The organism is Streptomyces sp. NPDC051976, from assembly GCF_040680795.1.
In the GTDB taxonomy this organism is placed as follows: Bacteria; Actinomycetota; Actinomycetes; order Streptomycetales; family Streptomycetaceae; genus Actinacidiphila.
This window is the reverse complement of record NZ_JBFAXL010000040.1, coordinates 43,822-65,364: the sequence shown is the minus strand read 5'-3', so window position 1 is coordinate 65,364 and position 21,543 is coordinate 43,822. Positions and strand designations below refer to the sequence as shown.

Genomic DNA, 21,543 nt, shown 5'->3' with positions numbered 1-21,543 from the left:
GCTGGTTGACGCCACCCTGTGGTATGCATCGCCGCCCTTCAACTCGTGACCATGTCACTGCAGGTGACAGACATGACAACGTTCTCAATCGGCTCCCGCCCGGCGCACCCCTGCGCCCTTGTGCGCGCCGGGCTCGAAAAGGGGAACGTGTTTGCCCCGGCTCGTGCATTTGCAGATCGCCGCGCGCGGCTGGCGCCAAGAGTGCTCCTGCGGCGTCGCATGACGATCTCTGGGAACGGACATGCTGACACTGACGGGCTGTCTGCAATTGCAGACGCCGTGAGGCGTGTTCACCACATACCCCGGGGGGAAACCATGACTGATCAGCAGAGGAGCTCGCGGCAGGGGAAAACCGCAGGCGGGCGTGACGCAGGTGATCATTTAGGTGCGAGCTGGCGGAAAAGCTCCCACAGCAACCATCAGAGCGCATGCGTGGAAATGGCCCGAATCGATCAGGAAGCGGTCGCGTTCCGCGACTCCAAGGACCCTGACGGGCCTGTTCTGATCTTCACGCGCAGTGAAGCGGCCGCGTTTATCGAGGATGTGGCCGCGCGGCGCATCATCTGACGCATCACAACCGGCCAGACGTGCGGGTGTTACTTCGGTTGTCGTACCTATGCGGCAGGATGAGTGAGCAAGAAGGGGGAGTAGTCACACGTCTGCACGAAGGAGACCTCACCCGTGCCAGCAGCTCAGCCGTCCCGGAGTCAGCAGCGTCGACCCCGCACCGTCGGTGACCTGTCCACGAGGGCACCCACGGCCCCGCGGATGTTGGTAGGCGAGATGCTTCGGAGACTTCGCACGACTGCGGGATTCAACGAGGCGGAGGCCGCTAAGGCTATCGGCAAGAGCTACAGCTCCAAGATCAGCCGGATGGAGAGTGGCCAGCACAGCTTCAAAGCATCTGAGATCACTGGGCTCATGGACTTCTACGGCCTGGCCGACCTTGACCAGCGCGAGGACCTGATGGGCCTCGCGCTGAAGGCCAACGAGCCTGGTTGGTGGGACGCCTGGAGCGATGTGTCCACCAAGTTCCTGCAGACCCACGTCAGCCTGGAGGAAGTGGCCCAGCGGATCCGCTCCTACGAAAGCCACCAGCTCCTGGGCCTGCTCCAAGTCCCGGACTATGCGCGTGCCCTTGTTAGGGCGAACGCCCCCGGCCAAGATCAGCGGGCGGTGGACCGCATCGTTGAGTTCCGGGCAATGCGCCAAGAACGCTTCCTGGACGCATCGGAGGCGGTCCTGGTGTGCCTGCTCGATGAGGTATCCCTGACCCGGGGCTACGGAACATCTACCACCATGCGCCGCCAGCTAGACCACCTGATAGCCCTGGCCGATCACCCGCGGATCGTGCTCCACATGGTGCCGCTGAACAGGCGCAACGTCCCCGTGCAGATCGGCACAACGGCGATCTTCGACTTCGCCGACGGCCAGCTCCCACCTATCGTCTACAACGAACTCGCCAACGGCGGCCAGTACATCCAAGATCCCGAGCGCGTTGACGAACACGCCAAGGGCTTCGACCGTCTGCTGGCGACATGCCTGAACCCGCTGACTGCTCTACGGCGACTGCAGGACTACCGCAAGAAGGTTCTGTAGGCCACCCGGTGTGGGGGCACGACCCGTACCCCCACACCGACGGTGCTGCCTGCGTACGCTACGCGATCTGAGCCACCGCCGCATACAACGACGCCTGGGCATCGGAGATCAGACTCGGACCGCTGGCCGGCTCCGGCCGCCACCGGTGCGCTATCACCAGACCCGGATCGACAAGCCTCATGCCCTCGAAGAACCTCAGGACCTCGCGCCTGCTGCGCACTTGAACCGGCGTACCGGCCTCAGCGTAGACCTCCGCAACCGCAGCCCACGCGGTCGGGTCGAAGTCCCTGGTCCAGTGCGAGAGCGTCAGAAACGATCCAGGCGGCAAAAGCCCCGCCAACGTGCCGACGATGCCATACGGGTCCTGGTCATCTGGCAAAAAGGGCAGCAGCCCGTTCAGGCTCACCCCCATCGGCCGGCTGAAGTCCAGGTGATGCGCCCGCTTGACCGCATCCAGCAGCGCCCGCGGGTCGGACACGTCCGCCTCAACATAGGCGGTCCTGCCCAGGGCCGATCCGCCAAGCGCGATCTCCCCGTACCGCAAGACGACCGGGTCGCTGTCCACGTAGGCGACGTGGACCTCGGGGAACTCGCGCATCACCGCCTCATGCAGATGCTCCGCTGTCGGGATGCCCGTCCCGATCTCCAAGAACTGCCTGATCCCCCGCTCATGCGCCAAGAACCTGACCGACCGGACAAGGAACGCCTGGTTCACGCGCGCCACCCATCTGATGGCGGGGAATACCCGGATCACTTCGTCCGCAGCAATACGATCAATAACGTAGTTAGTTTGCCCACCAAGAAAATAATCCGACATTCGAGCGCCGCTCGGCCGGTCCTGGTCTAATCGAACCCGAGTTCTACCAGCATACTGCGGCTCCCCCTCGCACATTGCACCCTCGCCTTTCTGCTCCGCCACGCCGATGAGCTCCACTAAGGCTCAACCTGCAACTATGCACCTCCGCGGGCCGGAGGTGCATGGGTCAAGATTGGACTACCCATCGGAAACTTCCCTTATACAGTGCAAGACACACCGTGCCACCTAGAGTGCGGAGTTGGCATATGCCACGAGAATCCTCGGGCATCAGGTACCTGGCGATGGCAAACGTGGCCAAACATCGCATGAGCCTCTTTCGACCTGCGGCACGTCGCACCGCGGTCGCCGCCAGGACGGTGCCCGACGGTTCATGAGCCTTCGGTGTCCAGCCGCTCCGCGGACTGGAGCAGTACTTGGGCAATTGTGAACTGGCCGCCAACACCTCGATGCCGATGAGGCGGCCCTGCTCGTCGAAGTCGAGGTTGACCACCGCGTCAACGCCCACCTGCCTCTTGGCGTTGGGCGTGGACTTCCACCAGTACCAGCGGTTCACCCGACTCACCCCCGGATGTGGGCTACTTCGGCAATTCGGCGGCCCCCGGCTTCTACGCAGAACCCAGGTATGCCCGCAATCAGGAGGAGTTCGACTTCTGCAGCCAGTTCGTCATCACCGTGGCACTGCGCCTCACCGAGATCGACGTACGAGCCGTGCCGCCGTCTTGGAGGGACCGCGTCGGTCGGGACGGGGCATCTGAACCGTGCCGGGATCGATCGCCGTCGGTGGGAAGGGCGATTGTCCCGGGACGCAACTTGCAGCGCAGCACCGCCAAGTGGGAGGGTCCGTGCGCACGCACGCTCCACATACCCTGGCAACGCTGGCCTGGTCACTGGCCACCTGCCCGGAGGGGTGGGGTTCCAGGTCATGGGGATTCCGCAGCGGCAGCGGCCATCCCAGCTACCGGAATCCGAATCCGTGATCGCCGGGCCACCATCCCGGCCGCCATCACGCGCGCGGCCGCGGTGTTCGCAGTCGTCCTCACCCTCGCCTGCGCCGCCACCCCTGCAGTCCTCCGCTGACTTGCAGGCGGTGGGTTCGGGAACTGATGCCTGCGGCGGCGGCTCGGCGCGGCAATGTACGGCGACCGAGACGCCGATCACCCTGTCCGAGGCGCGGTCAGCCCGACCGCAGCACCCCAGTATCTGCTGATCTGCTGACCAGGCGAGCCGGAACCGGTGCCTGAGACCGTCGGCACCACGACGCTGCCGGCGATCGTCCGCCTGGGTGTCGGCTGTCCGTCTCAGGCCGGGCGTCGCTGCGGTATGGCCCGGGCGGCGCCTATGCGGCGATCCAGCCGCGGATCTCTTCGGCCGTGGAGCGCACATCCAAGCCTTCGCGGACCTGGGCAGCCAGCGAGGCGGCCTGCTTCGCGGTGGCGGTGACCACGACGCCGCTGGCGGCTAGGTAGGAAGCGGCGACGACCGCGCCGAACAGCTCGTTGGAGTGCTCCAGGGCGGGCACGCGCACGAGCTGGTGCATCAGTGCGGCCGCGCGGTGGTGCACGTCGGTGTAGACGTACGTGTCCATGACCCGGTCGGCGTGCCGAGCGACGGCGGCCGCCAGCGTTCCGAAGTCTGTGGGGTCCGGGTCGCCGGGCAGCGCCTGGTGCGCCAGGTCGAGGAGCCAGGCGCGGTCGATCGCAATGATCACGCGGCGGTCCCGCGGCGCTCGTCGGTGGTCTTGGCCGGGGGCTGGCCGAACTGCTCGGCGAACTCGTCCGCCCAGGCGTCGGTGAAGTGGGCGCCCGCGCGCAGGAAGCGGTGTCGCAGGTCGTTGGCGTCATCGGTGATCAGCGTGGTCGCGTACTCGTTCACGCTCATGCCGGCGGCTGTAGCGCGGGCCTCGACGTCGGGGTACTGGTCCGCATCGATGCGGATGTTGATCTGCTTCTTCTCACCCATGAAGCCGAGCGTAGCGGCGTGTGCAAGCTGCTACAAGCCGTGTCGCAGATTACCGCTGCCCGCCGGGCGCAGCCCGTCCCGGCCGGTTGGCCGCCGCGCGAGAACGCGCAAGAAGGTCGCCGCCGCTGAGGGTCACAAGACTTGGGTACCAGCGGCCGCCAGCCATAGGCTCTTCACGTCTCCAGTACTTCCCGTCCCGGTCCGGCAGCGGGTGGAAGGTCCACGTATCACGCAAACCAGTATGGTGATTGAAATGCGGGTCCGGATGGCCGGTGGAGGCGGCGACATTTAGCCACTTCTCGTTTCCTCCGGATACCAATAGGCGTCCGTCGGGTACGAAGGCATGCCCTGAGCAGAAGACGTCGGTGGTCGGGGCGTCGATCGGCTGCAACGTCTGGGTAGCCGAGATGCGGGTGCGGTCGGCGAGCGTGAGCGTGCGGGCGGCCTGGTGGTGGCACGGTTTCGGCATTACGACTCCCGGCACCGGATGCCGCTGCTGCACGATCACCTGGTGGTGTCGGTCAAGGTGCTGCGCGCCGAGGGGAAGTGGGGGCATCTGGACTCGCGGACGCTGTGCGCATGTGGCGGCGGCCGGGGCGCTCTACAACCAGCGGGTGCTGTCTGCGAACGGCTCGGGTTGGCAACCGTGCCGCGCACGCCGACGCCGGGGCTGCGGCCGATGATGCAGATCCCTGGGGTCCCGGCGGAGCTCATCGCCTGGTACTCCACCCTACGAGGCCGCCCGCGGTTACGCGCCGACCGGCGGGCGCGCTCGAGGCTGATGCAGCAGGCCGCCGACGACACACGCAGGCGTAAGAGGACGCCGCTGGCCCTGACGGAGCTGCGCCGCCGGTGGCGTGCCGACGCGATCAGCCGGTTCGGGGCCGCGGTCATCGACGGGCTGGTCGCCCTGTGCTGCCGCGCCGCCACGGCGATCCGCGCCGCCTGGATCACCACCGTGGCGCCCGGCAGTTCCGGCGCGGTGACCGTCGTCGACGTGGACCTAGCGGCCGTCGACGTCGCCGCGGTCGTCTACATCCTGCTGGCCCCACAGGGCCGGGAACAGCCCCGCAGGCGCGGGGAGCAGCCGGGCTCCGCACTGTTCGCGAAGAACTGCTCGGGGAACAGCCCCGCGGGCGCGGGGAGCAGGGCGTGCCGTCATGCCGTACATCCGTGCTGCCGGGAACAGGTGGTCGACGAGCTCGACCGCACCCGCGGGGCTGCTCCCGTCTCGGTCTGGACGGCGCCGGCGCGGCCGCCCTGCGCTCCGCACCCGCCGGGCTGTTCCCTGCCCGTTGCCGATGTAGATCCCGACATGGTCCTGCTCCCCGCACCCGCGGGGCTGTTCCCGCCGAGGAGATGCAGCACATGGTCGAGCACAGCTGCTCCCCGCACCCGCGGGGATGAACTCGCCACGCTCAACGCCACCAAGGGCAAGAGCAAGCCGTTTCCCGCGCCCGCGGTGATGACCCCGGGGAGCCGACCATGCCTAGCTCCACCAGATCCCAGCTCCCCGCGCCTCCGGGACGAGCCCCAGATTGCTCGGTCAGCCTGCCGCCTGAACGCTGGACGTGCCCATGGCTGTCGGGCTGGACCCTGCGGGCGTCTGCTGGCGGGCTCGGATCGGTGAGGGACGGGCCCGGCGTCGTACATCCAAGCAACGCGCCGCTGGATGCTGGTTGGTGTCAGCGTCGGCTGTGTGTGTGCGGGGTTGCGGTGAGCTGGGTGTACTGGCCTGGGCAGTGCAAGGTGGTCAGGGTCGGGCTGTGGGCGTTCGCCCAGGGCCAGGATTTGTGCGGTGTGGCGGGGGCGGGGCTGTCGCCGTCGTCGCCGTCCCACATCCGCCCGTTGGGGTCCGGGATGGTGCCCCAGCCCCAGTACGGCAGCGGCATGTCGGGGATCACGCCCAGCTCTTGGGCCGGGTCGATGGGCTGCTTCCCGACCTGGCGGTGGTGACGCCAGTTGTCACCCAGATCGAAGGTGTAGCTGAACTCCTGCGCGACGTCCCCGACCCGGACCTGGTCCGCGTCCAGCTCACTGTCCGGGTCTTCCACGTCGCAGTAGCGGTGTTCGGTGGCCCGCTTGCCGATCACGGGGAATTCGAAAGCGTGAAGGTGGGTGCCGTCCCAGCGGACGAATGCGACTGACAGCAAAGATCCTGCCCGGCCGAGGCCACAATGTCCCAGCCATCCCACCGCCGACCAGCTCCACCCGCACACTCAACTACCTGCTGCGCACCATGCTCGCAGTGTGCCGCAACCCGCACACGCTGACAGCGGGATTGCCCGGCAAACCACCCGAAACGGGGCTGCGGTGCCGGTCACCGCGTCCCGGTCCCGCCGGTGGCCGCGTACCGCCGCGGAACCACCGGCGGACCGGTCCGCCGCAGCGGAGATCAGTCCTCGTTGGCGTCGAGGACGCGGCCCTTCAGCTTGATCGGGCTTGCGGCGCCCACTTTGAGCTGGCCGTCTGTGTAGCGGCCGGGAGTCGCGCCGTCGACGGCCGTGACCTGGGCGGCGTAGCCGAGGGCTTCCTGGTTGCTGGCCAGGTACGGGTTCTGGGTGAAGGTCAGCGTGCGGCCGCCGTCGCCGAGGGTGCCCTGGGTGGTGTTCATGTTGCCCTTGGCCTGGAGCGTGTTGACGTCGTGGTATGCCCACGACAGCCAGCTGGTGAAGGCGAAGCCCGTGGGTGCTTTCAGGCTGATGGTGATGTCGCCGGGGTTCACCGGGTCCGGCACGGTGCTGAGGATGCCGAAGCTGAGGTGCGCCGGAACGCCGCCTGGAGCGTCCTCGACGATGCCCTGCTGGAGGATGTACAGCTTGTTCTCGGAACCCGGTTCGACTGGGGCCTGGGTCTGCGTGGCCATGGGAATTCCCTTTCTGTGGATGGGTGATGTCCGCGTGGGCGGACCCGCCGGTGGCGGGCTTGGGGGGCCTGCTCAGGGGCCGTCGGGATCGGTGACGGTCTCCGTGGGCGGGGCGGAGGGGGTGGTGGTGTCGGTGGGTGCGTGGTCGGCCAGGACCGGGCCGAGGACGTCGAGGGCGCCCAGGACGATGTCTTCGTAGAGGTAGAAGCCCCCTTCCAGCGGCGGCAGTTCGCCGCCGGCCGGGGTGTCCTGGCCGTCGGATTCTGGGAGGGTGTCCGGTTCGGGGTCGTCGTGGGTCGCGTCCTGGTCCGTGGCCTGATCAGTGGTTTGGGCCGAGTCCTGGCCGGCGGCCTTGTCGGCGGGTGAGCCGAGCAGGTGCGTGAGGTCCTGTGCGGCGCCCAGGAACGCGGTCCTGGCGGTCGTGGCCAGCAGCCGCAGCGGGAAGTCGAGGGCGGCGGCGGTGCGCTGGCCGGGGATCAGGTTCGCCGCGGCGGGGGTCTCCGCGGTGGCGGCGGCGATCCACTGCACGGGCAGGGTGAAGGCGGCGACGATCCGTTCGGCCGGCATCAGCGGCGGGGGATCGCCGTCGACCATGAGGTCCTCCCACTCCATCAGGTCGAAGAGGAACTGGCCGCCCTTGTAGAAGGGCCAGGGCCTGACCGTGTCGAGGAGCAGGCGGGCGCGTTCGCCGTCGTCGCGGCGCAGCGCGACACCGTGTCGGGCCAGGGTGCACAGGCACTCGCGCAGGCAGGTGTTGACCCGGTCGAGGAAGGCGAGGGCCCGGTGGTCGGTCGTGGTCAGCGCGCCGGTGGCGGCGGGGCCGGGCGGCGGCGGTGAGGTCGTGGTGGTCACAGTGGCCTTGAGGTGACGTAGTGGGCGATCTGCCGCAGGACGGCCTTGCCTTCGTTCTCGGGGATGACCTGGAGGTCTTCCTCGAAGCGGGCGATGCCTTCGGCTGCGAGCCGGTCGGCGAGATCGGTGGCGTACTCGATGGAGCCGTGCCGCCGCATGGCGCCGAGGAGTTCCTCGGCGTGCTGCTGGGTCTTGTCGGTACGACGCCGGCACAGCACGTCGAGCAGCCGGGGGCGCTCGTAGGGCTGCGCGGTGCGGAAGAGGTGGATCAGCATCACGGTGCGCTTGCCTTCGAGCAGATCGCCGAGGGGCTCCTTGCCGTAGAGGGCCTCGTCGCCGACCAGGTTCAGGATGTCGTCCTGGATCTGGAAGGCGATGCCGATGAGGCGGAACGCCTCGTCGAACCGGCCCAGTACCGAAGGGTCGGTGACGCCTGCGCAGACCGCGCCGATGCGGCACGGGCTCATGCAGGTGTACCAGCCGGTCTTCTTGGTGCTCATGGTGAAGTAGGACGCGTCGGCCTCGGGGACGGTGTCGTGGCGGATCCAGCCCAGTTCCATGGCCTGCCCCTCGATGGACTCCCGGCACATGTGCACCGCCTCGTGGATGAGGCCGAGGGTGCGGGCCAGGCCGAGGGATTCGAGGTTGGACAGGACGGCGTCGACGGCGAGCAGGTTCAGGCCGTCGCCCACGTTCACGGCCAGGCCGAGGCCGTGTTCCTCGTGCATGGTCGGCAGGCCGCGTCGGTGCGTGGACTCGTCGGCGATGTCGTCGTGGACGAGGAAGCCGTTGTGGAACAACTCCAGCGCGGCCGCGGCGCGTACGGCGTCGTCGGGCCGTCCCCCGAGGGCGGCGCAGGCTGCGATGGTCAGGGTCGGCCGCAGGCCCTTGCCCTGCCGTGCCGGGTAGGAGCGCATGAGGTCGTACAGTTCGGCACGCGGTTCCCGGTCGGGCAGGAGCCGTTCGATCTCCTCGTTGGTACGGGCCCGGCACCGGTGCATGGTCTCCATCAGGTCCGCGTCGCGGACGGTGTACTCCAGCGACCAGTCGGTGCTGGTGCGGCCGTCCCACAGCAGGCGCGGCGCCTCGATGGTGGTGCCGCCGATCAGCGCGAGCGGCGCCGGGGCGTCGTCGGGCGTTCGTCGGGCGAGGAAGTCCAGCGCCGTCCAGTCGACCAGGTCGGCGGGGGGTTCCCCTGTGGCGGGGACCGTGGCTCCCCACAGCTGGGGCGCCTGTTCGCGGTAGGTGCCCCAGAGTTCCTGCATGCTGCGCAGGCCGGCCGCGCGCTGGGACAGCAGGGTGAAGGCTCGCCATACTGCGAGGCTGTCGTCGCGGGAGCCGCGGACGTCGAGGCTGTCGGGCAGGACCTGGTCGACCGGGGCGCGCTGGAGGTCGAAGAGCAGGTTCATGGCCCGGTCGTCGAAGGCGACCTCGACGTCCGGATCGGGGCAGCGGTCCTGGTCCACGACGATACGGCTGTGCCGGGCGGTGAGTGTGGCCTGGCTGCCGTCGTTGAAGTGCAGTCCGAGCCGGATGCCGCGCAGTTGGTCGGCCGCGGCGGCGAGGATCGCCGGTGCCCGGTCGGACAGGGCGGCGACGGTCTCGTCCAGCAGCCGGGCGCCGGTGAACGCGAGCGTGGTGTCAGTCATGGGCACCTCCGGCGAACTCCACGATGCCCTCGGTGCTGAAGCCGATACGGCGCCCGCCGACCCGGCCCTCGACGGTGCAGGGGCCGAGCGTTTCGTGCACGCTGAAGGGGTGCAGGCTGGTCTCGGAGGGGTTGGCGATCCGGCCTGCGGTGTGCGAGCGGAAGTCGAGGACGAGCCGGTCATCGCCGAGGCGGGCCGTGATCAGCAGCTGGCCGGGCACCGCGGCCATCGGCGGGGTTCCCAGTGTGTCCGCCAGCGGCGGTACGAGGGTGACCCGGTCGCGGTCCAGGCTGCCGCTGACCGCGACCCGCAGGTTGCGGCGCGGGAAGTGGCGGATCATGCGTCCGTCGCGCCACAGCATCACCGATCCGTTGGCTGCGTCCGCCGGGCGGGCGGGCTGGATCAGGGTGAAGACCACGGCCGAGGGCGGCGCGGCGTCGGCGGGCCCTGAGGGGTCGTTGACGAAGCCGAACACCCAGCCGCCGAGCGTGGGCCAGGACCACCGGCCCCGTACCCGTTCGTGATAGCCCAGCAGGTCCGTCTCCGTGGCCGTACCGTCGCTGTGCCGCAGGGTTCCGGTGCCCAGGACGCCGGGCTCTGACTGCCACCGCAGGTGTTCGTCCTCGCCGAACGGCGCGCACTGCGAGGTGCACGGCCTGCTGGTCCGGGTCAGCGTCACGTCCGCCGCGGGCACCCCTGACCCGGCCGCCACCCGGAACGCGCCGGGCTCGCCGTGCGGATGCGGCAAACGGAAGGCCGACCAGGGCAGTTCGGGCTGGTCGGCGTTGAACTGCGTCGCACTCCAGCCGTGCCCCTCCGCGTAGACCAGGAGGACGGCCATGTGCTGCCCCTCGGCGGCCGAACCGGTGCCGCTGCGGCGTCCGGTGGCCGGGGCGCCCGGATCCGCGAAGACGGTTCCGGTGGAGGACCCCAGGACGGACAGGTTGGCGATGAGGGCCTGCCGTCCGCTGCGGGACAGGAACGCGTAGTGCAACCACCTGCGGTCCAGCGGATGGGTGAGCGGAGCGCCCGGGAAGGGGCCCGGCGGACCGAGTTTCGGGAGGAGGGAAAGGGGAGGGGACACGTGACACACGGTAACTCACTGCAACTGATTGATTACAAATCGTCACGATCAGGCGGGTGACAGGGGAGTAAAGAAACGTTTAGTTACATGCTGAGGGTTTGAAAGCGCAAACAGCCGCCTATGGCGGATCATCCACATGCGGCTGGGTGGAGCCGCGCTGGTGCCGACCAGGCCGGGTCCGGCACCGCCTTAGTCGTCGTCCTCCAGAACGCTTGCCTTCAGGCGCACTTCGGGCTGCCCCGCGATGACGGCCAGTCCGTCGGTGAACCGGCCCGGCACGGCGTCCGTCAGGGCCTGGATGCCGAGCGTGTAGACCAGGGCCGCCGCCGGATGGTCCGCGGTGTTCAGGCGAGGCTCGTCCGTGACGGCCAGTTCCCTGCCACCGGCCCGTACCGCCGCCGTCGTCCTCCCGCCGGGCAGCACCGTACGATCCGCACGGTAGTACGCGCAGGTCGCCCGGCCGTCGAAGAGGAAGCCCGTCGGAGCCGTGAAACGGTGCTCCACCCGTCCCGGCACCCAGGGGTCGGTGGACGAGACGCGTACGTGGAGCAGCTCGCTGCCGCCGCGCGGTACTTCGACGCCGACCTCCTGGCGGACCAGGAGCTGTGCGGCCGCTGTGGCAGGGACGCTCGGGGCGTCGGCTTCGGGGCCCGTTTCGGGTTCCGCTTCCGGCTCTGGCTCCTGCTCTGGTTCGGGTTCCGGCCCCGCCTCCGCCTCGGGTTCCGGCCCCGTCTCAGGCTTCTGCTCCGGCTCGGCGGCCTGCGGGGTGTCGAGGGCGAGGGGCAAAGCTGCGATCCGGTGGTGGAAGTTGTCCGCCACGAGCAGCCGTCCGGCCGGGTCCACCGCCAGGCCGCAGGGATAGGCGAGCGACATGGCGGCCGCCTCGTCGCTGCCCGGGACCCCGGCTTCGTCCGTCGCCGGATCGGTCCCTGCGATGACCTCGGCGGCTCCCTCGGCCAGCCGCCACACCCGGTGTCCGTTCACATCGGCGACGTAGACGGCCCCTTGGGTGTCGACGGCGACCGCGCACGGCGCACTCCAGTCGACCCCCACCGCGCCGTCGCTCCCACCCGGCGGCCCCGCCAGCACCCGGAGCGTGCCGTCCCCGCCCAGGAGCAGCACCCGCCGGCCCGCGGGGTCGGCGATGTACAGCTGACCGGCGGCGTCGGTCGCCAGGCCTGCGGGCACGAACGTGGCGCCGGCGTCGGCCGCACCGGCGACGGCGGACGGTCCCGACGCCGCGACAACCGTACCGATGACGCCGTCGGGGCCGACTCCGCGCACCCGGGGGCTGCCCGCTTCGCCGATGTACAGCGATCCCGCGCCGTCCACGGCCAGGGCGCAGGGGGAGTTCAGCCGGGCGCGGTCGGCGGGGCCGCCGTCACCGTCGCCGCCCCTGATGCCGTCTCCCGCGACGGTGTCGATGACACCCGAGGGGTTGATCCGGCGGACCCGGTGGTTCATCTCGTCGGCGAAGTACACCGCGCCGTCCGGGCCGACCGCGAGGGCGCTCGGGAAGCCGAGCCGGGACCGTACCGCCTCCGCCCCGTCCCCGGCGAAGCCGCGCCATCCGTCCCCGGCGATCGTCGTCAGTGTGCCGTGCGCGTCGACCCGCCGGATCCGGTGGTTGGCGTGGTCGGCGACGAAGACCGACCCGCCCCCCACCGCCACGTCCGCGGGGAAGGCCAACCGTCCTTCCCGTGCGGGCCCGTCGTCCCCGGAGAACCCGGCCGCGCCGTTCCCCGCCACGGTGACAGGCCCGCCCGGCACGTCCGCGGGGACCGCCACGCGCCCCCGGAGCCGTGCGGTCGTCGCCGTCACGCGCTCACCACCCGGCGCCGCTGCGGCCGGGCTTCAGCGATGCCCGGCCCCTTCTGCTGCCACGCGCTCATCTCCCGCATGTCCGTCTCCTTCCGAGGCGTTGTCGACGTCGACGGTCCCCTGCATACCGGCCGGGTCGCCCGAGGAGGAGCAGCGCACCGCGCGCTCACCCGTACGAGGGCGGCACCGGGCGGCAGGGGTGTCGGCGCACTCAGGGCATGCGGGGCTGCCGCTTTCCGCACCCATGTGCCCCGATGCGCTTCAGTTCCACTCGAACAGGTGGTGCAGGATCGATCCCGCATTCGCATACGGGTGAATGACCGCATATCGCTCTGGATCCTGGCTCACGATGGAGAGTGAGGGCGGCCGGCGCGGGTCATGCCCCGCCCGAACGCCCCTTGCAGCCCCAGGAAGCGTCCCGCGTGCCGTTCTCCGGGCGCCGCCCCGGCGTTCGGTGACACCGCGGCCTTCTGGCGGTCGGCTTGCACGTCCGCCCCGCTTTTCGCCGCACGCCTTGCTCCCAAGCCAACAAGCGCACAGGTCCAGGAGGACATGGAGATGGCAACCGAGGTGCAGTCCAAGAAGGAAGCCTACAAACGAGGTGAGGACCAGGGGCGCGCCGACGCGCTCGCAGGGCTCCCGCACGCCGACCCGCCGCGCGACGGCAAGCGCGCCGAGAAGGACCAGTACGCGAACGGCTACGACTGGGGTTACGAGCAGGGCCGCGCGCAGAAGCTGGACCTCGTGGTGTGGCAGGAAGGTGGTGTCGAGGACGCCGCCGGCGGCCTCGGCACCACCATCAACATCTGCGTCCGGACACCGAACTGGACGGAGACCGTCGACGCGGGCGAACGCGAGCACGTCTTCGCCGCCCCTACAGGATTCCGCTGGAACGGCATGGTGGGCTCACAGTACAAGCGCATGGACCAGACGACGGGCGGCAACCTGCCTCCCGTACAGGCCAAGGTCAGCGACGACGGGCGCACCCTGACCTTCAACTACCACGTGCACCTGAACACGACCGGCGAGGACAAGGACTGCCTCGTCTACACCTGCGGCCTCGAAGCCGTCGACGGTGCCGGACCCGGCCGCTTCACCGACGGTTCCGCGCAGATCGGCACCGCGCCACCGGCCAAGCTCAAGGCCGAGGTCATCGAGGACGAGGACTGAGGGCCGGGGTCGAGGAGCCAGGACCCGAGGACTTTCGAGAGCAGGAGTAGGACATCATGACCACCGTCGTCACTTCCGGCGTCTTCCCGACCACCAACCCGAGCATCTCACCCGTCACCGGCCTGGGGGCCGCGGACGTCCGGTGGGGCAGCAGCGGTTCCCAGAGCGGGTACCAGTTCCGTGGCACGGCCGCGGACGTCGAACTCGACGGCACCGAGTTCGTCGTCGGTACCTTCATCCACCGCAACCTGCCCACGACCGTCAGCCCGAGCGAGTTCGACGTCCAACTCGCCATCAACGTCATGTTCGAGGACGGCAGCACCACCGATCTGAACTTCGCCTTCCACCACTTCGAGACGCCCAACACCACCGGCAGCAGCCCCATGGACGACGACCTGGTCGACCTGGAGACCTTCATCCACCCCCAGCCCGTCACCATCGGCGGCAAGGAGTACCGGGCGGTGCTGAGCGGGTTCAAGCGGGGCGGTCAGATCGTCCGGCAGTTCCGCAGTCCCGAGGGCGGAGTCAACTTCGCCGAGGTCGTCTGCATGTTCACCGCCGAGGAACCCGACGTGATCATCTCCGGCCTGCGCTACCTGGGCACCGGGCCGGGGCAGGCCGACGAATACGTCGAGATCTTCAACCAGGGCGGCGCGCCCCAGGACCTGACCGGCTGGATCGTGGAGTCCAAGCCCACCGGACGCGATTTCCCCTTCCCCGCCGGCACCGTCATCCAGCCCGGCCAGCGCTTCCGGATCTACACCAACGAAGCCCACCCGCAATTCGGCGGCTTCTCCTTCGGCTCCGCCCAGCAGATCTGGCGGGACAAGGGCGGCATCGCCCGCCTCGTCGCCGCCGACGGCCACGTTCCGGACCAGTACCCCTACCTCGACAGGGGGTTCAACACCACCAGCACCCCGTAAGGCGGTCTCCCCGGCCGTCAGCGACCGGTGAGGCCGCCGCGCCTCACCGGTCCGTACCTTCGATCTTCATGTGCGGGGCGCTCCTTGACAGGGGGCGAAGTCGTCGTCGGCCTCGTAGAGGTCGATGGGACGGATCGTCGGTCCATTACGGCACCAGTCTCACCGTGGCGGGGCAATGCTGGTGAGGCAGACGAGATGCATGGGCTGGTTAGGGAATGAGGTCGATAGACGCTGCGGGCCGTCGGCTCTATCGGGGGTCGCTGTCCAGCGCGGTGAGGATCCGCGGGCCGAGGTCGGAGATGTCGCCTGCGCCCATGGTGAGAACGAGATCGCCAGGCTTGGCCATGGCCGCGATCCTCTCGGTGGCACAGTCTTTGGACTCTCCGTACGTGACATCGGCGCCGGCCGCACGGGCGGCGTCGATGATGAGGGCGCTGGAGATTCCGGGGACCGGGTCCTCGCGGGCTGCGTAGATGTCCAACACCATGGAGGTGTCCGCGAGAGCTAGCGCCTGGCCCATCTCCGAACCCATTTCCTGGGTGCGGGAAAAGAGGTGGGGTTGGAACAGGACGATGATGCGGGAGTCCCTTGCGGCGGCGCGCATCGCTTCCAGATCGGCGGCCATCTCGGTGGGGTGGTGGGCGTAGGAGTCGATAACCTGGACTCCTGCGGCTTCACCCGTGAGCTGGAGACGGCGCTTGACGCCGGTGTATGAGCTCAAGGCCGTAGCCATATCGGAGGTGGGGACGCCCATGGCCACGCCCGCGGCGAGGGCGGCCACTGCGTTGTGCGCGTAATGACGGCCGGGTACCGAGATGGTGAAAGTAACGGGCTCGCCGTCGAGTAGGACAGTGATCTCGCTGGTCAGTCCTTGCGGCGTGACCATGTGAATGGGCACGTCGGCCGACTGGGCTTCGCCGTAGGTGATGACCTTCAGGGATGAGAGTGCGTTTTGCAGACGTCGTGTGAGTTCGGTAGCGCCCGACTGGTCGGCGTTGATGACCAGGGTACCGCCGGGGACGATCTTCTTGGCGAAGGCTTCGAAGGAGTCGTAAACCTCCTCCATCGACGCGTAGTTGGCGTGGTGATCCAGCTCGACGTTGAGGATGACCGCGACTTCGGGGGCGTACTTGTGGAAACTGCGGTCGGACTCGTCGGCCTCGGCGATAAAGTGCTCACCTTCGCCGTGGTGGGCATTGGAACCGGGGGCATCCAGGTCACCGCCGATGGCATACGACGGGTCGAGCCCCAGAGAGGAAAAGGACACCGCCAGCATCGAGGTGGTGGTCGTCTTGCCATGGGTGCCCGCCACCGCGACAGGGCGTAGCCCTTGCATCAGGGAGGCGAGCGCGTCGGAGCGGTGCACCACCGGAAGGCCGCGCGCGTGCGCGGCGGCCAGCTCGGGATTGTCGAGGCGGATCGCTGAGGACACCACGACCGCGGTGGTGTCCTCAGCAAGATGCGCGGCGGCGTGCCCGATGTGCACGATGGCGCCCTGAGCCCGTAGCGCCTTGGCCGTGGCAGAGTCCCGCGAGTCGCTGCCGGTGACCTTCGCTCCGCGCTGGGCGAGGATCTTGGCGATGCCGGACATTCCGGTGCCACCAATGCCGATGAAGTGCGGTCGGTCCAGGGCAGTGGGAACGCCGGGGCTCATGTCGGGTCCTTCTGTAGGGCTGAGCGGTGTGGGTGTCACAGGTCACGGGCTAGTTGTAAACACCATAGACCGCCATGTCGTTGCGGAAGCGGAGCTCGCCCAGGGGCCAGGGCTGATTCAAAGTCAATGCCGGAAAGTTAGGGCCGTGGGCAGGCTGTCAAGCGGTTCGGTGAAGTTGATGTAGAGGGACGGGGCTCCGCGTAGGACGGAAGTCGACCAAGACGCCGTACCCACGGGAGCCCCGTTGACCGCCAAGTCTGGCATGCCCATCCGCCCTGGTTCCGATCGAAGTGTCTTTGCGGCCGGGCATCTTGGCGAGCTGACCCAGCTCATCTCGCCGGACATGGTCGACGAGGTACTGCGAACCACGTGCCGGGTGGAGAGGCGGGTCCGCAAGCTGCCGTCGCGGGTGGTGGTGTACTTCGTGCTGGCGATGGCGCTGTTCCCTCGCGAGGGATATCGGGGTGTGTGGGCTTCGCTGGTCGCGGGCCTGCGGGGAACAGACGATGGCCCCTCTGTCGCCGCGTTGCGGCAGGCCCGGCGCCGGATCGGACCCGAGCCCCTCAGCTTGTTGTTCGACCGGCTCAAGGGCTGCACGGCGAGCACGGAAACTGTCGGTGCATGGTGGCGGGGACTGCGGACGGTCGCCTGGGACGGCACCACCCTTGAGGTGGCCGACAGCGCCGCCAACGCCGCGTTTTTCGGTTACTACCGGGCAGCGCGTGAGTCCACCTATCCGCTGGTACGGCTCACGGCGTTGGTGGAATGCGGGACCCGGGCCTTGGTGGACACGGTGATCGGCCCGGTGTCGGTCAGTGAGGTTTTCTCAGCGAAATGATCTTCGCGAAACGTCGTGAACCGCTCGCTCCGGGGTGGATCGGACGAACGCATCCTGGTCGTGGGCAGACGTAAAGCCCCTGGTAGGACAGGTCTCACCACAAGATCTTGTCCGAACCACCAGAGGCTTCACGTTGGTCACCTATGTTGCCACGCTCGATGTCCCGCGCCACGTCGTGGACCATCTGTCCCGTTTGCTGGCCGCCCATCGGCGGCGGCTTCGCACCCCGCGGGGATCTCGGGCGCTGGGCCCGTTCCGCCAGGCCGTGCTGGTCCTGCGCTGGTTCCGCGAGAGAGCTTGCGTGCACTGCCTGGCCCGCGGCGCGGGCATCTCCCAGGCCACCGGCTACCGCTACCTGCACGAAGGCATCGACGTCCTCGCCGACCAGGCTCCAGACCTGCCCGACGTCCTGAACCGCTGCCGACGGGACGGAATGTCGCACGTCATCCTGGACGGGACCCTCATCGAGTCCGACCGCCTCGCGGGCGTCCGCGACAACGGCAACGACCTGTGGTTCAGCCAGAAACACAAGGCATTCGGCGGCAACGTGCAGTTCCTGTCGTCCCCGGACGGCAGCCCGCTGTGGATCTCCGACGTCGAGCCCGGCTCCACCCCCGACATCACCGCCGCCCGTATCCACGCACTGCCCGCCCTCTACAAGGCCGCCACCGACGGCCTGCCGACACTCGCCGACAAGGGCTACATCGGCGCCGGCATCGGCATACACGTCCCGGTCCGCCGCCCCAAGGGCAAGTCCGAACAAGCCCTACACGCCGACACCTGCACCACGAACACCCTGATCAGAGACCTGCGGGCACTCGGCGAACGCGCAGCCGCCGAGCTCAAGGAACGCTGGCGCGCGCTCAAGCACGTCTCCCTCAGCCCCAGTCGGATCGGCGACATCGCCCGCGCCGCACTCGCCCTCAACGGAATCTGGAAATGACCTTCGATGAGAAAACGTCAGTGAGAAGAGCCAATCGCAGCAGCTCTGCGCGGCGCTGGTCCCGGGCATGCTCCACCTGGCCGACCGTGGGTCCGACGGTCTGGAACTGATGCGCCAGGCTGCCAGTACGGGCGCGGACCTGCTTTGGCGGGTCAGTACCGGCCGTCTCCTGCCGGCCGTTGAGGAGCTCGACGACGGGAGTTGGCTGTCCATGGTCTCCACTCCCACCGGTCGCAACCAGTTGGTGCGCTGGGTGCACCGTGACCGGCGCCGCGGCGTTCCTCCCCAGGTCCAGGGCGTGGCGGTGCGCGTCATCGAGGCCGACATCACCGTGACCGACCGGGCCACAGGAACCGTCCGCACGAGCAGTCTGCGCCTGGTCACCACGTTGCTGGATCCCCAGCGCTACCCGGCTCAGGAGCTGGCAGCGCTCTATCACGAGCGCTGGGCGGTGGAAACTGCCTACTACGGGCTGAAGGTCACCGCACTCGGATCGGGAACGGTCCTGCGCTCCCACCACCCCCGCGATGTCTTCCAGGAGCTGTTCGCCCTGTTCATCGTGCTCCAGGTGGCCCGGCGGATCGCCGCCGACGCAGCCACAGCGGCCTGTATCGACCCCGACCGAATCTCGCTGACCGTCACGCTCCGCACTGCCCGCCACACGGTGATCAATGCTGATCCGATGCCCTCGATTGAGCTGGGTAGGACCCCACGCATCAGCGCCGCCATCCTCAACCCTCGAGACCTGGGCCCCGAACAGCGGCGTTCCCGGATCATCCCCCGCCGCGTGAAACGCACTCTGTCCAAGTTCGCCTACCACAAGGCCCGGAACGACAAGCCACTACAGAAAGTAGCGACAACGATCACCATCCCGCCCGCAGCACTTGACAGCCTGCCCACGGCCCTAACTTCCCGGCATTGGATTCAAAGTCCTGGTGATCACTTGTCGGTGCAGGTCAAGCGAGTCCGATCGGGTCGAGCGGGTGCGTGAAGGGCACGTAGGAGGCTTGTCGTAGCCCGGCGGCGATGCTGCCGTAGCCGGCGTCGCGGAGTGTGTTGACTGCGAGGTTTCGCAGTGTGGCCATGTTCGCCGGGCCGTGCCCGGTGCGGACCTTGGAGGCGTCCTCGGCAAAGGTCGTGTCCCTCACGTGGTGGAGCGACTCGATGCCCCAGTGGCCGCGGGCGAGTTGCCCGAGACGCTGCGGAGATGCCTGATGGGAAGCCGTATCGGTGATCGCGTGGACGGTCTGCCGGGTGGTCTTGCCGCTCTTGGCGTCGGTGCGGTAGCGGTGGATCTTCACGGCCTGCGTGACGTGCGGGAAGTCCAGGCCGAGGCCGGTGACGGTCAGCACACGCACCGAGCGGGTTTCGCGTCGGCCGTGCCCCTGCTCGCGGTCGTAGCGCACCGTGGTGCACCCCTTCCACGGCAGGGCCCGCAGCGCGGCGTGCAGGCGCGGCTGGTTGCGCTTGACCACGAGGACGAAGTGGGCGTTCTTCTCCTCGACCAGGTAGCGGGCCTGTTCGCGGGTGGTGTGCAGCGCGTCGGCGGTGACCGTCACGCCGGTGAGGTCGAAGGGTGCCAGCAGCGCGGGCAGGGCGGTGACCTCGGTGGTCTTGCCGGGCACGGGCGGTCAGCAGATCAGTGGTTCGGGCCCCGTTGGCTGGTCGTGCCGGTGCCGTTCGGCGATCATCGTGACCTCGCCGTCCGCTGTGGTGACGGTGGCGCGGACCGCATCGGCGCTGCCGTCGTGCTGGTACTCAAGCCGTTCGTCGGCGGTCTGGCCCAGCAGCATGTGGAGTAGGTCCTCCAGGGTCTGCAGCGCGTCCTGGAAGCCGTCGAGGGGTTGTCCCAGCACCAGCTCCTCAGCCTCGTCCCACTCACCGCCGGTGCGGACGGCGACCATGGTGTCGGCGGTGCACAAGGCGAGCGCGATGCCGTCGACCTGGTAATACCCAAGCTCCGCTCGGGCAGCTTCTTCCCGAGCCTGCTGGAACGCCGCCGCCGGATCGACCAGGCCCTCTTCGCCGTGATCATGGAGGCCTACGTCCACGGCGTTTCCACACGCTCGGTCGACGAACTGGTCAAAGCCCTCGGAGCGGACAGTGGGATCTCCAAGAGCGAGGTCTCACGGATCTGCTCCGACCTGGACACCCAGCTCACCGCCTTCCGCGGCCGGCCCCTGGACCACCTCCGCTTCCCCTACATCTATCTGGACGCCACCTACTGCAAGGCCCGGGTCGCGCGGCGGGGCGGCCGTCGGCGGGGTCGACCAGGCGGGTGTCGGCAAGAGCGGCCTTGACCATCTTGCGGATGGTGCCGTGGCTGATTGCGCGACGCTCGGTGCGGAAGCGGCGCTGGAACGGTAGCGGAGCTGGCGGCATCCACATGCACTCGTGCCAGTCGTAGGCGGGGATCATCGGGACCGGGCCGGAGGACTCGCGGATTCTGCTGATGATCGTAGACAGCGCCTCGGCCAGTTCAGGGCTGACCACGAGCAGTCGTTCCGCATCGGTCTTGGAGGGGGCGATCTGCAACAGCGGTAGGATTTCGCCGGTGGTCGGCAGCCGGTATTGCACCAAACTGTGGTGGCTGATCTCCAGGAGTTCCTCGATGCGGACACTGGTGAGGCGGAGGACTTCCACCGTGGCCCAGGCCCAGAACGCGTACTCCTCTTCCTGCACGAGATCCCGGCGCTTTCCGCTGGCCGGTTCCTCGGCCCAGATCTTGCCCGTGGAGGTGCCCGGCCGCAGGAGGGGCCGGATCAGCGCCTGACCGTCGACGGTGAAGGCGGTTCCGGGCTCGGTCTCCCGGGCAGCCCGGAGGAGCGTCTCGGCCGTCCGGCGGCGCTGGTCGACCGTGCGGACAAGCACGGGGAGGACGGGGAGTCGCTCGCGGGTGCGGGCGTCGATGCGGGCCTTGAGCTGTCGCTTGTGCTTGCGTCGTCCGGTGTCCTCGCGGCCGACGGGGCACGGGGCGACCCAGCGCGCCCACCGCCCGGGCTCCTCGATCGCCCACTGGGACAGGTCCAGAAGGAACGCACCTTGCCCAGGCATTCGCGGAAGCTGATCCGGGGAACCGTGGCCACGGACGCCGGCCGCGACCAGGGTGGTGGCGGTGTCCTCGGCGGTGTTCCGCGACACCCCCGCCGCATCGGCCAGGCCACGCAAGGTCAGCTGGTCGGCGCCGTGCAGCGCCCTCAGCACCTCGACGGTGTTGATCCGTTGCCGCAGTAACGCATCGCCACCTGCCTCTCTCTTCGCCCCGCCCACCACCCTCTTGACAACCTTCAAGTGCGTGGGGAAACTTCAACCCAGTTAGTTCAGTCAATGACTCAAAAAAAAATCCCCAGCTCATGCTTCCATCTAGC

General features: G+C 68.7%; 23 protein-coding genes and 1 pseudogene. 9 read left to right on the top strand and 15 right to left on the bottom strand.

Annotation, left to right across the window (positions count from 1 at the left end; genetic code table 11):
* The first annotated feature begins 315 nt into the window (after positions 1–315).
* Together AB0M29_RS31315 and AB0M29_RS31310 are read left to right on the top strand one after the other, a co-directional pair.
* Positions 316–567, top strand: a complete 252-nt coding sequence (locus tag AB0M29_RS31315) for a DUF397 domain-containing protein (protein WP_365388756.1) — start codon at positions 316–318, stop codon at positions 565–567.
* A 201-nt stretch (positions 568–768) separates the two neighbouring features.
* Positions 769–1,599: a helix-turn-helix transcriptional regulator gene (locus AB0M29_RS31310; RefSeq protein WP_365388755.1), complete on the top strand. Its 831-nt coding sequence runs from the start codon at positions 769–771 to the stop codon at positions 1,597–1,599.
* A 58-nt stretch (positions 1,600–1,657) separates the two neighbouring features.
* Here AB0M29_RS31310 and AB0M29_RS31305 read toward each other — a convergent pair whose 3' ends face one another.
* The 5 genes from AB0M29_RS31305 to AB0M29_RS31285 form a co-directional block, all read right to left on the bottom strand.
* Positions 1,658–2,533 (bottom strand): SAM-dependent methyltransferase, encoded by an 876-nt coding sequence (locus tag AB0M29_RS31305; RefSeq protein WP_365388753.1) that lies wholly within the window; start codon positions 2,531–2,533, stop codon positions 1,658–1,660.
* A gap of 49 nt (positions 2,534–2,582) precedes the next feature.
* Entirely contained in the window at positions 2,583–2,906 is a 324-nt protein-coding gene (locus AB0M29_RS31300) for a DUF2283 domain-containing protein (protein WP_365388797.1), read from the bottom strand.
* An 846-nt stretch (positions 2,907–3,752) separates the two neighbouring features.
* Entirely contained in the window at positions 3,753–4,124 is a 372-nt protein-coding gene (locus tag AB0M29_RS31295) for a fic family toxin-antitoxin system, toxin component (protein ID WP_365388751.1), read from the bottom strand.
* Positions 4,121–4,375 (bottom strand): antitoxin, encoded by a 255-nt coding sequence (locus AB0M29_RS31290; RefSeq protein WP_365388749.1) that lies wholly within the window; start codon positions 4,373–4,375, stop codon positions 4,121–4,123. Before AB0M29_RS31290 ends, AB0M29_RS31295 begins: the two co-directional genes overlap by 4 nt.
* A gap of 49 nt (positions 4,376–4,424) precedes the next feature.
* Positions 4,425–4,883 (bottom strand): hypothetical protein, encoded by a 459-nt coding sequence (locus tag AB0M29_RS31285; protein ID WP_365388813.1) that lies wholly within the window; start codon positions 4,881–4,883, stop codon positions 4,425–4,427.
* On the opposite strand from AB0M29_RS31285, the gene AB0M29_RS31280 reads away from it, so the two are divergent.
* Positions 4,824–6,005: a relaxase domain-containing protein gene (locus AB0M29_RS31280; protein ID WP_365388748.1), complete on the top strand. Its 1,182-nt coding sequence runs from the start codon at positions 4,824–4,826 to the stop codon at positions 6,003–6,005. The two genes, AB0M29_RS31285 and AB0M29_RS31280, sit on opposite strands and share 60 nt — an antisense overlap.
* 55 nt (positions 6,006–6,060) lie before the next feature.
* On the opposite strand, the gene AB0M29_RS31275 is transcribed toward AB0M29_RS31280, so the two are convergent.
* The 6 genes from AB0M29_RS31275 to AB0M29_RS31250 all read right to left on the bottom strand — a co-directional run bounded on the left by AB0M29_RS31275 (position 6,061) and on the right by AB0M29_RS31250 (position 12,647).
* Positions 6,061–6,528 (bottom strand): hypothetical protein, encoded by a 468-nt coding sequence (locus AB0M29_RS31275; RefSeq protein ID WP_365388747.1) that lies wholly within the window; start codon positions 6,526–6,528, stop codon positions 6,061–6,063.
* A 242-nt stretch (positions 6,529–6,770) separates the two neighbouring features.
* Positions 6,771–7,241, bottom strand: coding sequence for a hypothetical protein (locus tag AB0M29_RS31270; RefSeq protein ID WP_365388744.1), 471 nt, complete (start codon positions 7,239–7,241; stop codon positions 6,771–6,773).
* A gap of 72 nt (positions 7,242–7,313) precedes the next feature.
* On the bottom strand, positions 7,314–8,093 hold the full coding sequence (locus AB0M29_RS31265; RefSeq protein WP_365388742.1) for a hypothetical protein: 780 nt from the start codon (positions 8,091–8,093) through the stop codon (positions 7,314–7,316).
* On the bottom strand, positions 8,090–9,742 hold the full coding sequence (locus AB0M29_RS31260) for a polyprenyl synthetase family protein (RefSeq protein WP_365388740.1): 1,653 nt from the start codon (positions 9,740–9,742) through the stop codon (positions 8,090–8,092). Before AB0M29_RS31260 ends, AB0M29_RS31265 begins: the two co-directional genes overlap by 4 nt.
* Positions 9,735–10,826 carry a hypothetical protein gene (locus AB0M29_RS31255; RefSeq protein WP_365388738.1) on the bottom strand — a complete coding sequence of 364 codons (1,092 nt, stop codon included), beginning with the start codon at positions 10,824–10,826 and terminating at the stop codon, positions 9,735–9,737. Before AB0M29_RS31255 ends, AB0M29_RS31260 begins: the two co-directional genes overlap by 8 nt.
* Before the next feature lie 189 nt (positions 10,827–11,015).
* The gene (locus AB0M29_RS31250; protein WP_365388736.1) at positions 11,016–12,647 is read right to left on the bottom strand and encodes a serine/threonine protein kinase; all 1,632 of its coding nucleotides are present in this window, start codon (positions 12,645–12,647) and stop codon (positions 11,016–11,018) included.
* A 558-nt stretch (positions 12,648–13,205) separates the two neighbouring features.
* On the opposite strand from AB0M29_RS31250, the gene AB0M29_RS31245 reads away from it, so the two are divergent.
* Complete coding sequence (locus AB0M29_RS31245; RefSeq protein WP_365388735.1) at positions 13,206–13,817, top strand: hypothetical protein; 612 nt, start codon at positions 13,206–13,208, stop codon at positions 13,815–13,817.
* Between the two features lie 56 nt (positions 13,818–13,873).
* Positions 13,874–14,740, top strand: coding sequence for a lamin tail domain-containing protein (locus AB0M29_RS31240; RefSeq protein WP_365388733.1), 867 nt, complete (start codon positions 13,874–13,876; stop codon positions 14,738–14,740).
* 247 nt (positions 14,741–14,987) lie between these two features.
* On the opposite strand, the gene murC is transcribed toward AB0M29_RS31240, so the two are convergent.
* The gene (gene murC / locus AB0M29_RS31235) at positions 14,988–16,394 is read right to left on the bottom strand and encodes a UDP-N-acetylmuramate--L-alanine ligase (RefSeq protein ID WP_365388731.1); all 1,407 of its coding nucleotides are present in this window, start codon (positions 16,392–16,394) and stop codon (positions 14,988–14,990) included.
* A gap of 244 nt (positions 16,395–16,638) precedes the next feature.
* Between murC and AB0M29_RS31230 the strand changes: the two genes are divergently transcribed.
* From AB0M29_RS31230 to AB0M29_RS31220, 3 genes are all read left to right on the top strand, one after another.
* On the top strand, positions 16,639–17,232 hold the full coding sequence (locus AB0M29_RS31230; protein WP_365388730.1) for a transposase domain-containing protein: 594 nt from the start codon (positions 16,639–16,641) through the stop codon (positions 17,230–17,232).
* A 133-nt stretch (positions 17,233–17,365) separates the two neighbouring features.
* The gene (locus tag AB0M29_RS31225) at positions 17,366–18,175 is read left to right on the top strand and encodes a transposase family protein (RefSeq protein ID WP_365388728.1); all 810 of its coding nucleotides are present in this window, start codon (positions 17,366–17,368) and stop codon (positions 18,173–18,175) included.
* Positions 18,176–18,242: 67 nt separating this feature from the next.
* Positions 18,243–19,166, top strand: a complete 924-nt coding sequence (locus tag AB0M29_RS31220) for a transposase (RefSeq protein WP_365388727.1) — start codon at positions 18,243–18,245, stop codon at positions 19,164–19,166.
* Here the strand turns inward: AB0M29_RS31220 and AB0M29_RS31215 are convergent.
* A complete protein-coding gene (locus tag AB0M29_RS31215) occupies positions 19,132–19,800 on the bottom strand; it encodes an ISAs1 family transposase (protein WP_365388725.1) in 669 nt (222 codons plus the stop codon). The genes AB0M29_RS31220 and AB0M29_RS31215 overlap by 35 nt on opposite strands.
* A gap of 6 nt (positions 19,801–19,806) precedes the next feature.
* Positions 19,807–20,226: a hypothetical protein gene (locus AB0M29_RS31210; RefSeq protein WP_365388810.1), complete on the bottom strand. Its 420-nt coding sequence runs from the start codon at positions 20,224–20,226 to the stop codon at positions 19,807–19,809.
* Here AB0M29_RS31210 and AB0M29_RS31205 point away from each other — a divergent pair.
* Positions 20,113–20,400: pseudogene (locus tag AB0M29_RS31205) on the top strand (transposase); the annotation flags it as partial. The gene AB0M29_RS31210 and the pseudogene AB0M29_RS31205 overlap by 114 nt on opposite strands.
* Here AB0M29_RS31205 and AB0M29_RS31200 read toward each other — a convergent pair.
* The gene (locus AB0M29_RS31200) at positions 20,333–21,466 is read right to left on the bottom strand and encodes a hypothetical protein (protein ID WP_365388722.1); all 1,134 of its coding nucleotides are present in this window, start codon (positions 21,464–21,466) and stop codon (positions 20,333–20,335) included. The pseudogene AB0M29_RS31205 and the gene AB0M29_RS31200 sit on opposite strands and share 68 nt — an antisense overlap.
* Positions 21,467–21,543 lie beyond the last annotated feature (77 nt).

Excerpts from the sequence above, each read along its gene's own strand:
- AB0M29_RS31315 (WP_365388756.1), top strand. The coding sequence starts at position 316 with ATGACTGATCAGCAGAGGAGCTCGCGGCAGGGGAAAACCGCAGGCGGG.
- AB0M29_RS31310 (WP_365388755.1), top strand. The coding sequence starts at position 769 with ATGTTGGTAGGCGAGATGCTTCGGAGACTTCGCACGACTGCGGGATTC.
- AB0M29_RS31290 (WP_365388749.1), bottom strand. The coding sequence starts at position 4,375 with ATGGGTGAGAAGAAGCAGATCAACATCCGCATCGATGCGGACCAGTAC.
- AB0M29_RS31270 (WP_365388744.1), bottom strand. The coding sequence starts at position 7,241 with ATGGCCACGCAGACCCAGGCCCCAGTCGAACCGGGTTCCGAGAACAAG.
- AB0M29_RS31260 (WP_365388740.1), bottom strand. The coding sequence starts at position 9,742 with ATGACTGACACCACGCTCGCGTTCACCGGCGCCCGGCTGCTGGACGAG.
- AB0M29_RS31245 (WP_365388735.1), top strand. The coding sequence starts at position 13,206 with ATGGCAACCGAGGTGCAGTCCAAGAAGGAAGCCTACAAACGAGGTGAG.
- AB0M29_RS31240 (WP_365388733.1), top strand. The coding sequence starts at position 13,874 with ATGACCACCGTCGTCACTTCCGGCGTCTTCCCGACCACCAACCCGAGC.
- murC (WP_365388731.1), bottom strand. The coding sequence starts at position 16,394 with ATGAGCCCCGGCGTTCCCACTGCCCTGGACCGACCGCACTTCATCGGC.
- AB0M29_RS31220 (WP_365388727.1), top strand. The coding sequence starts at position 18,243 with ATGCTCCACCTGGCCGACCGTGGGTCCGACGGTCTGGAACTGATGCGC.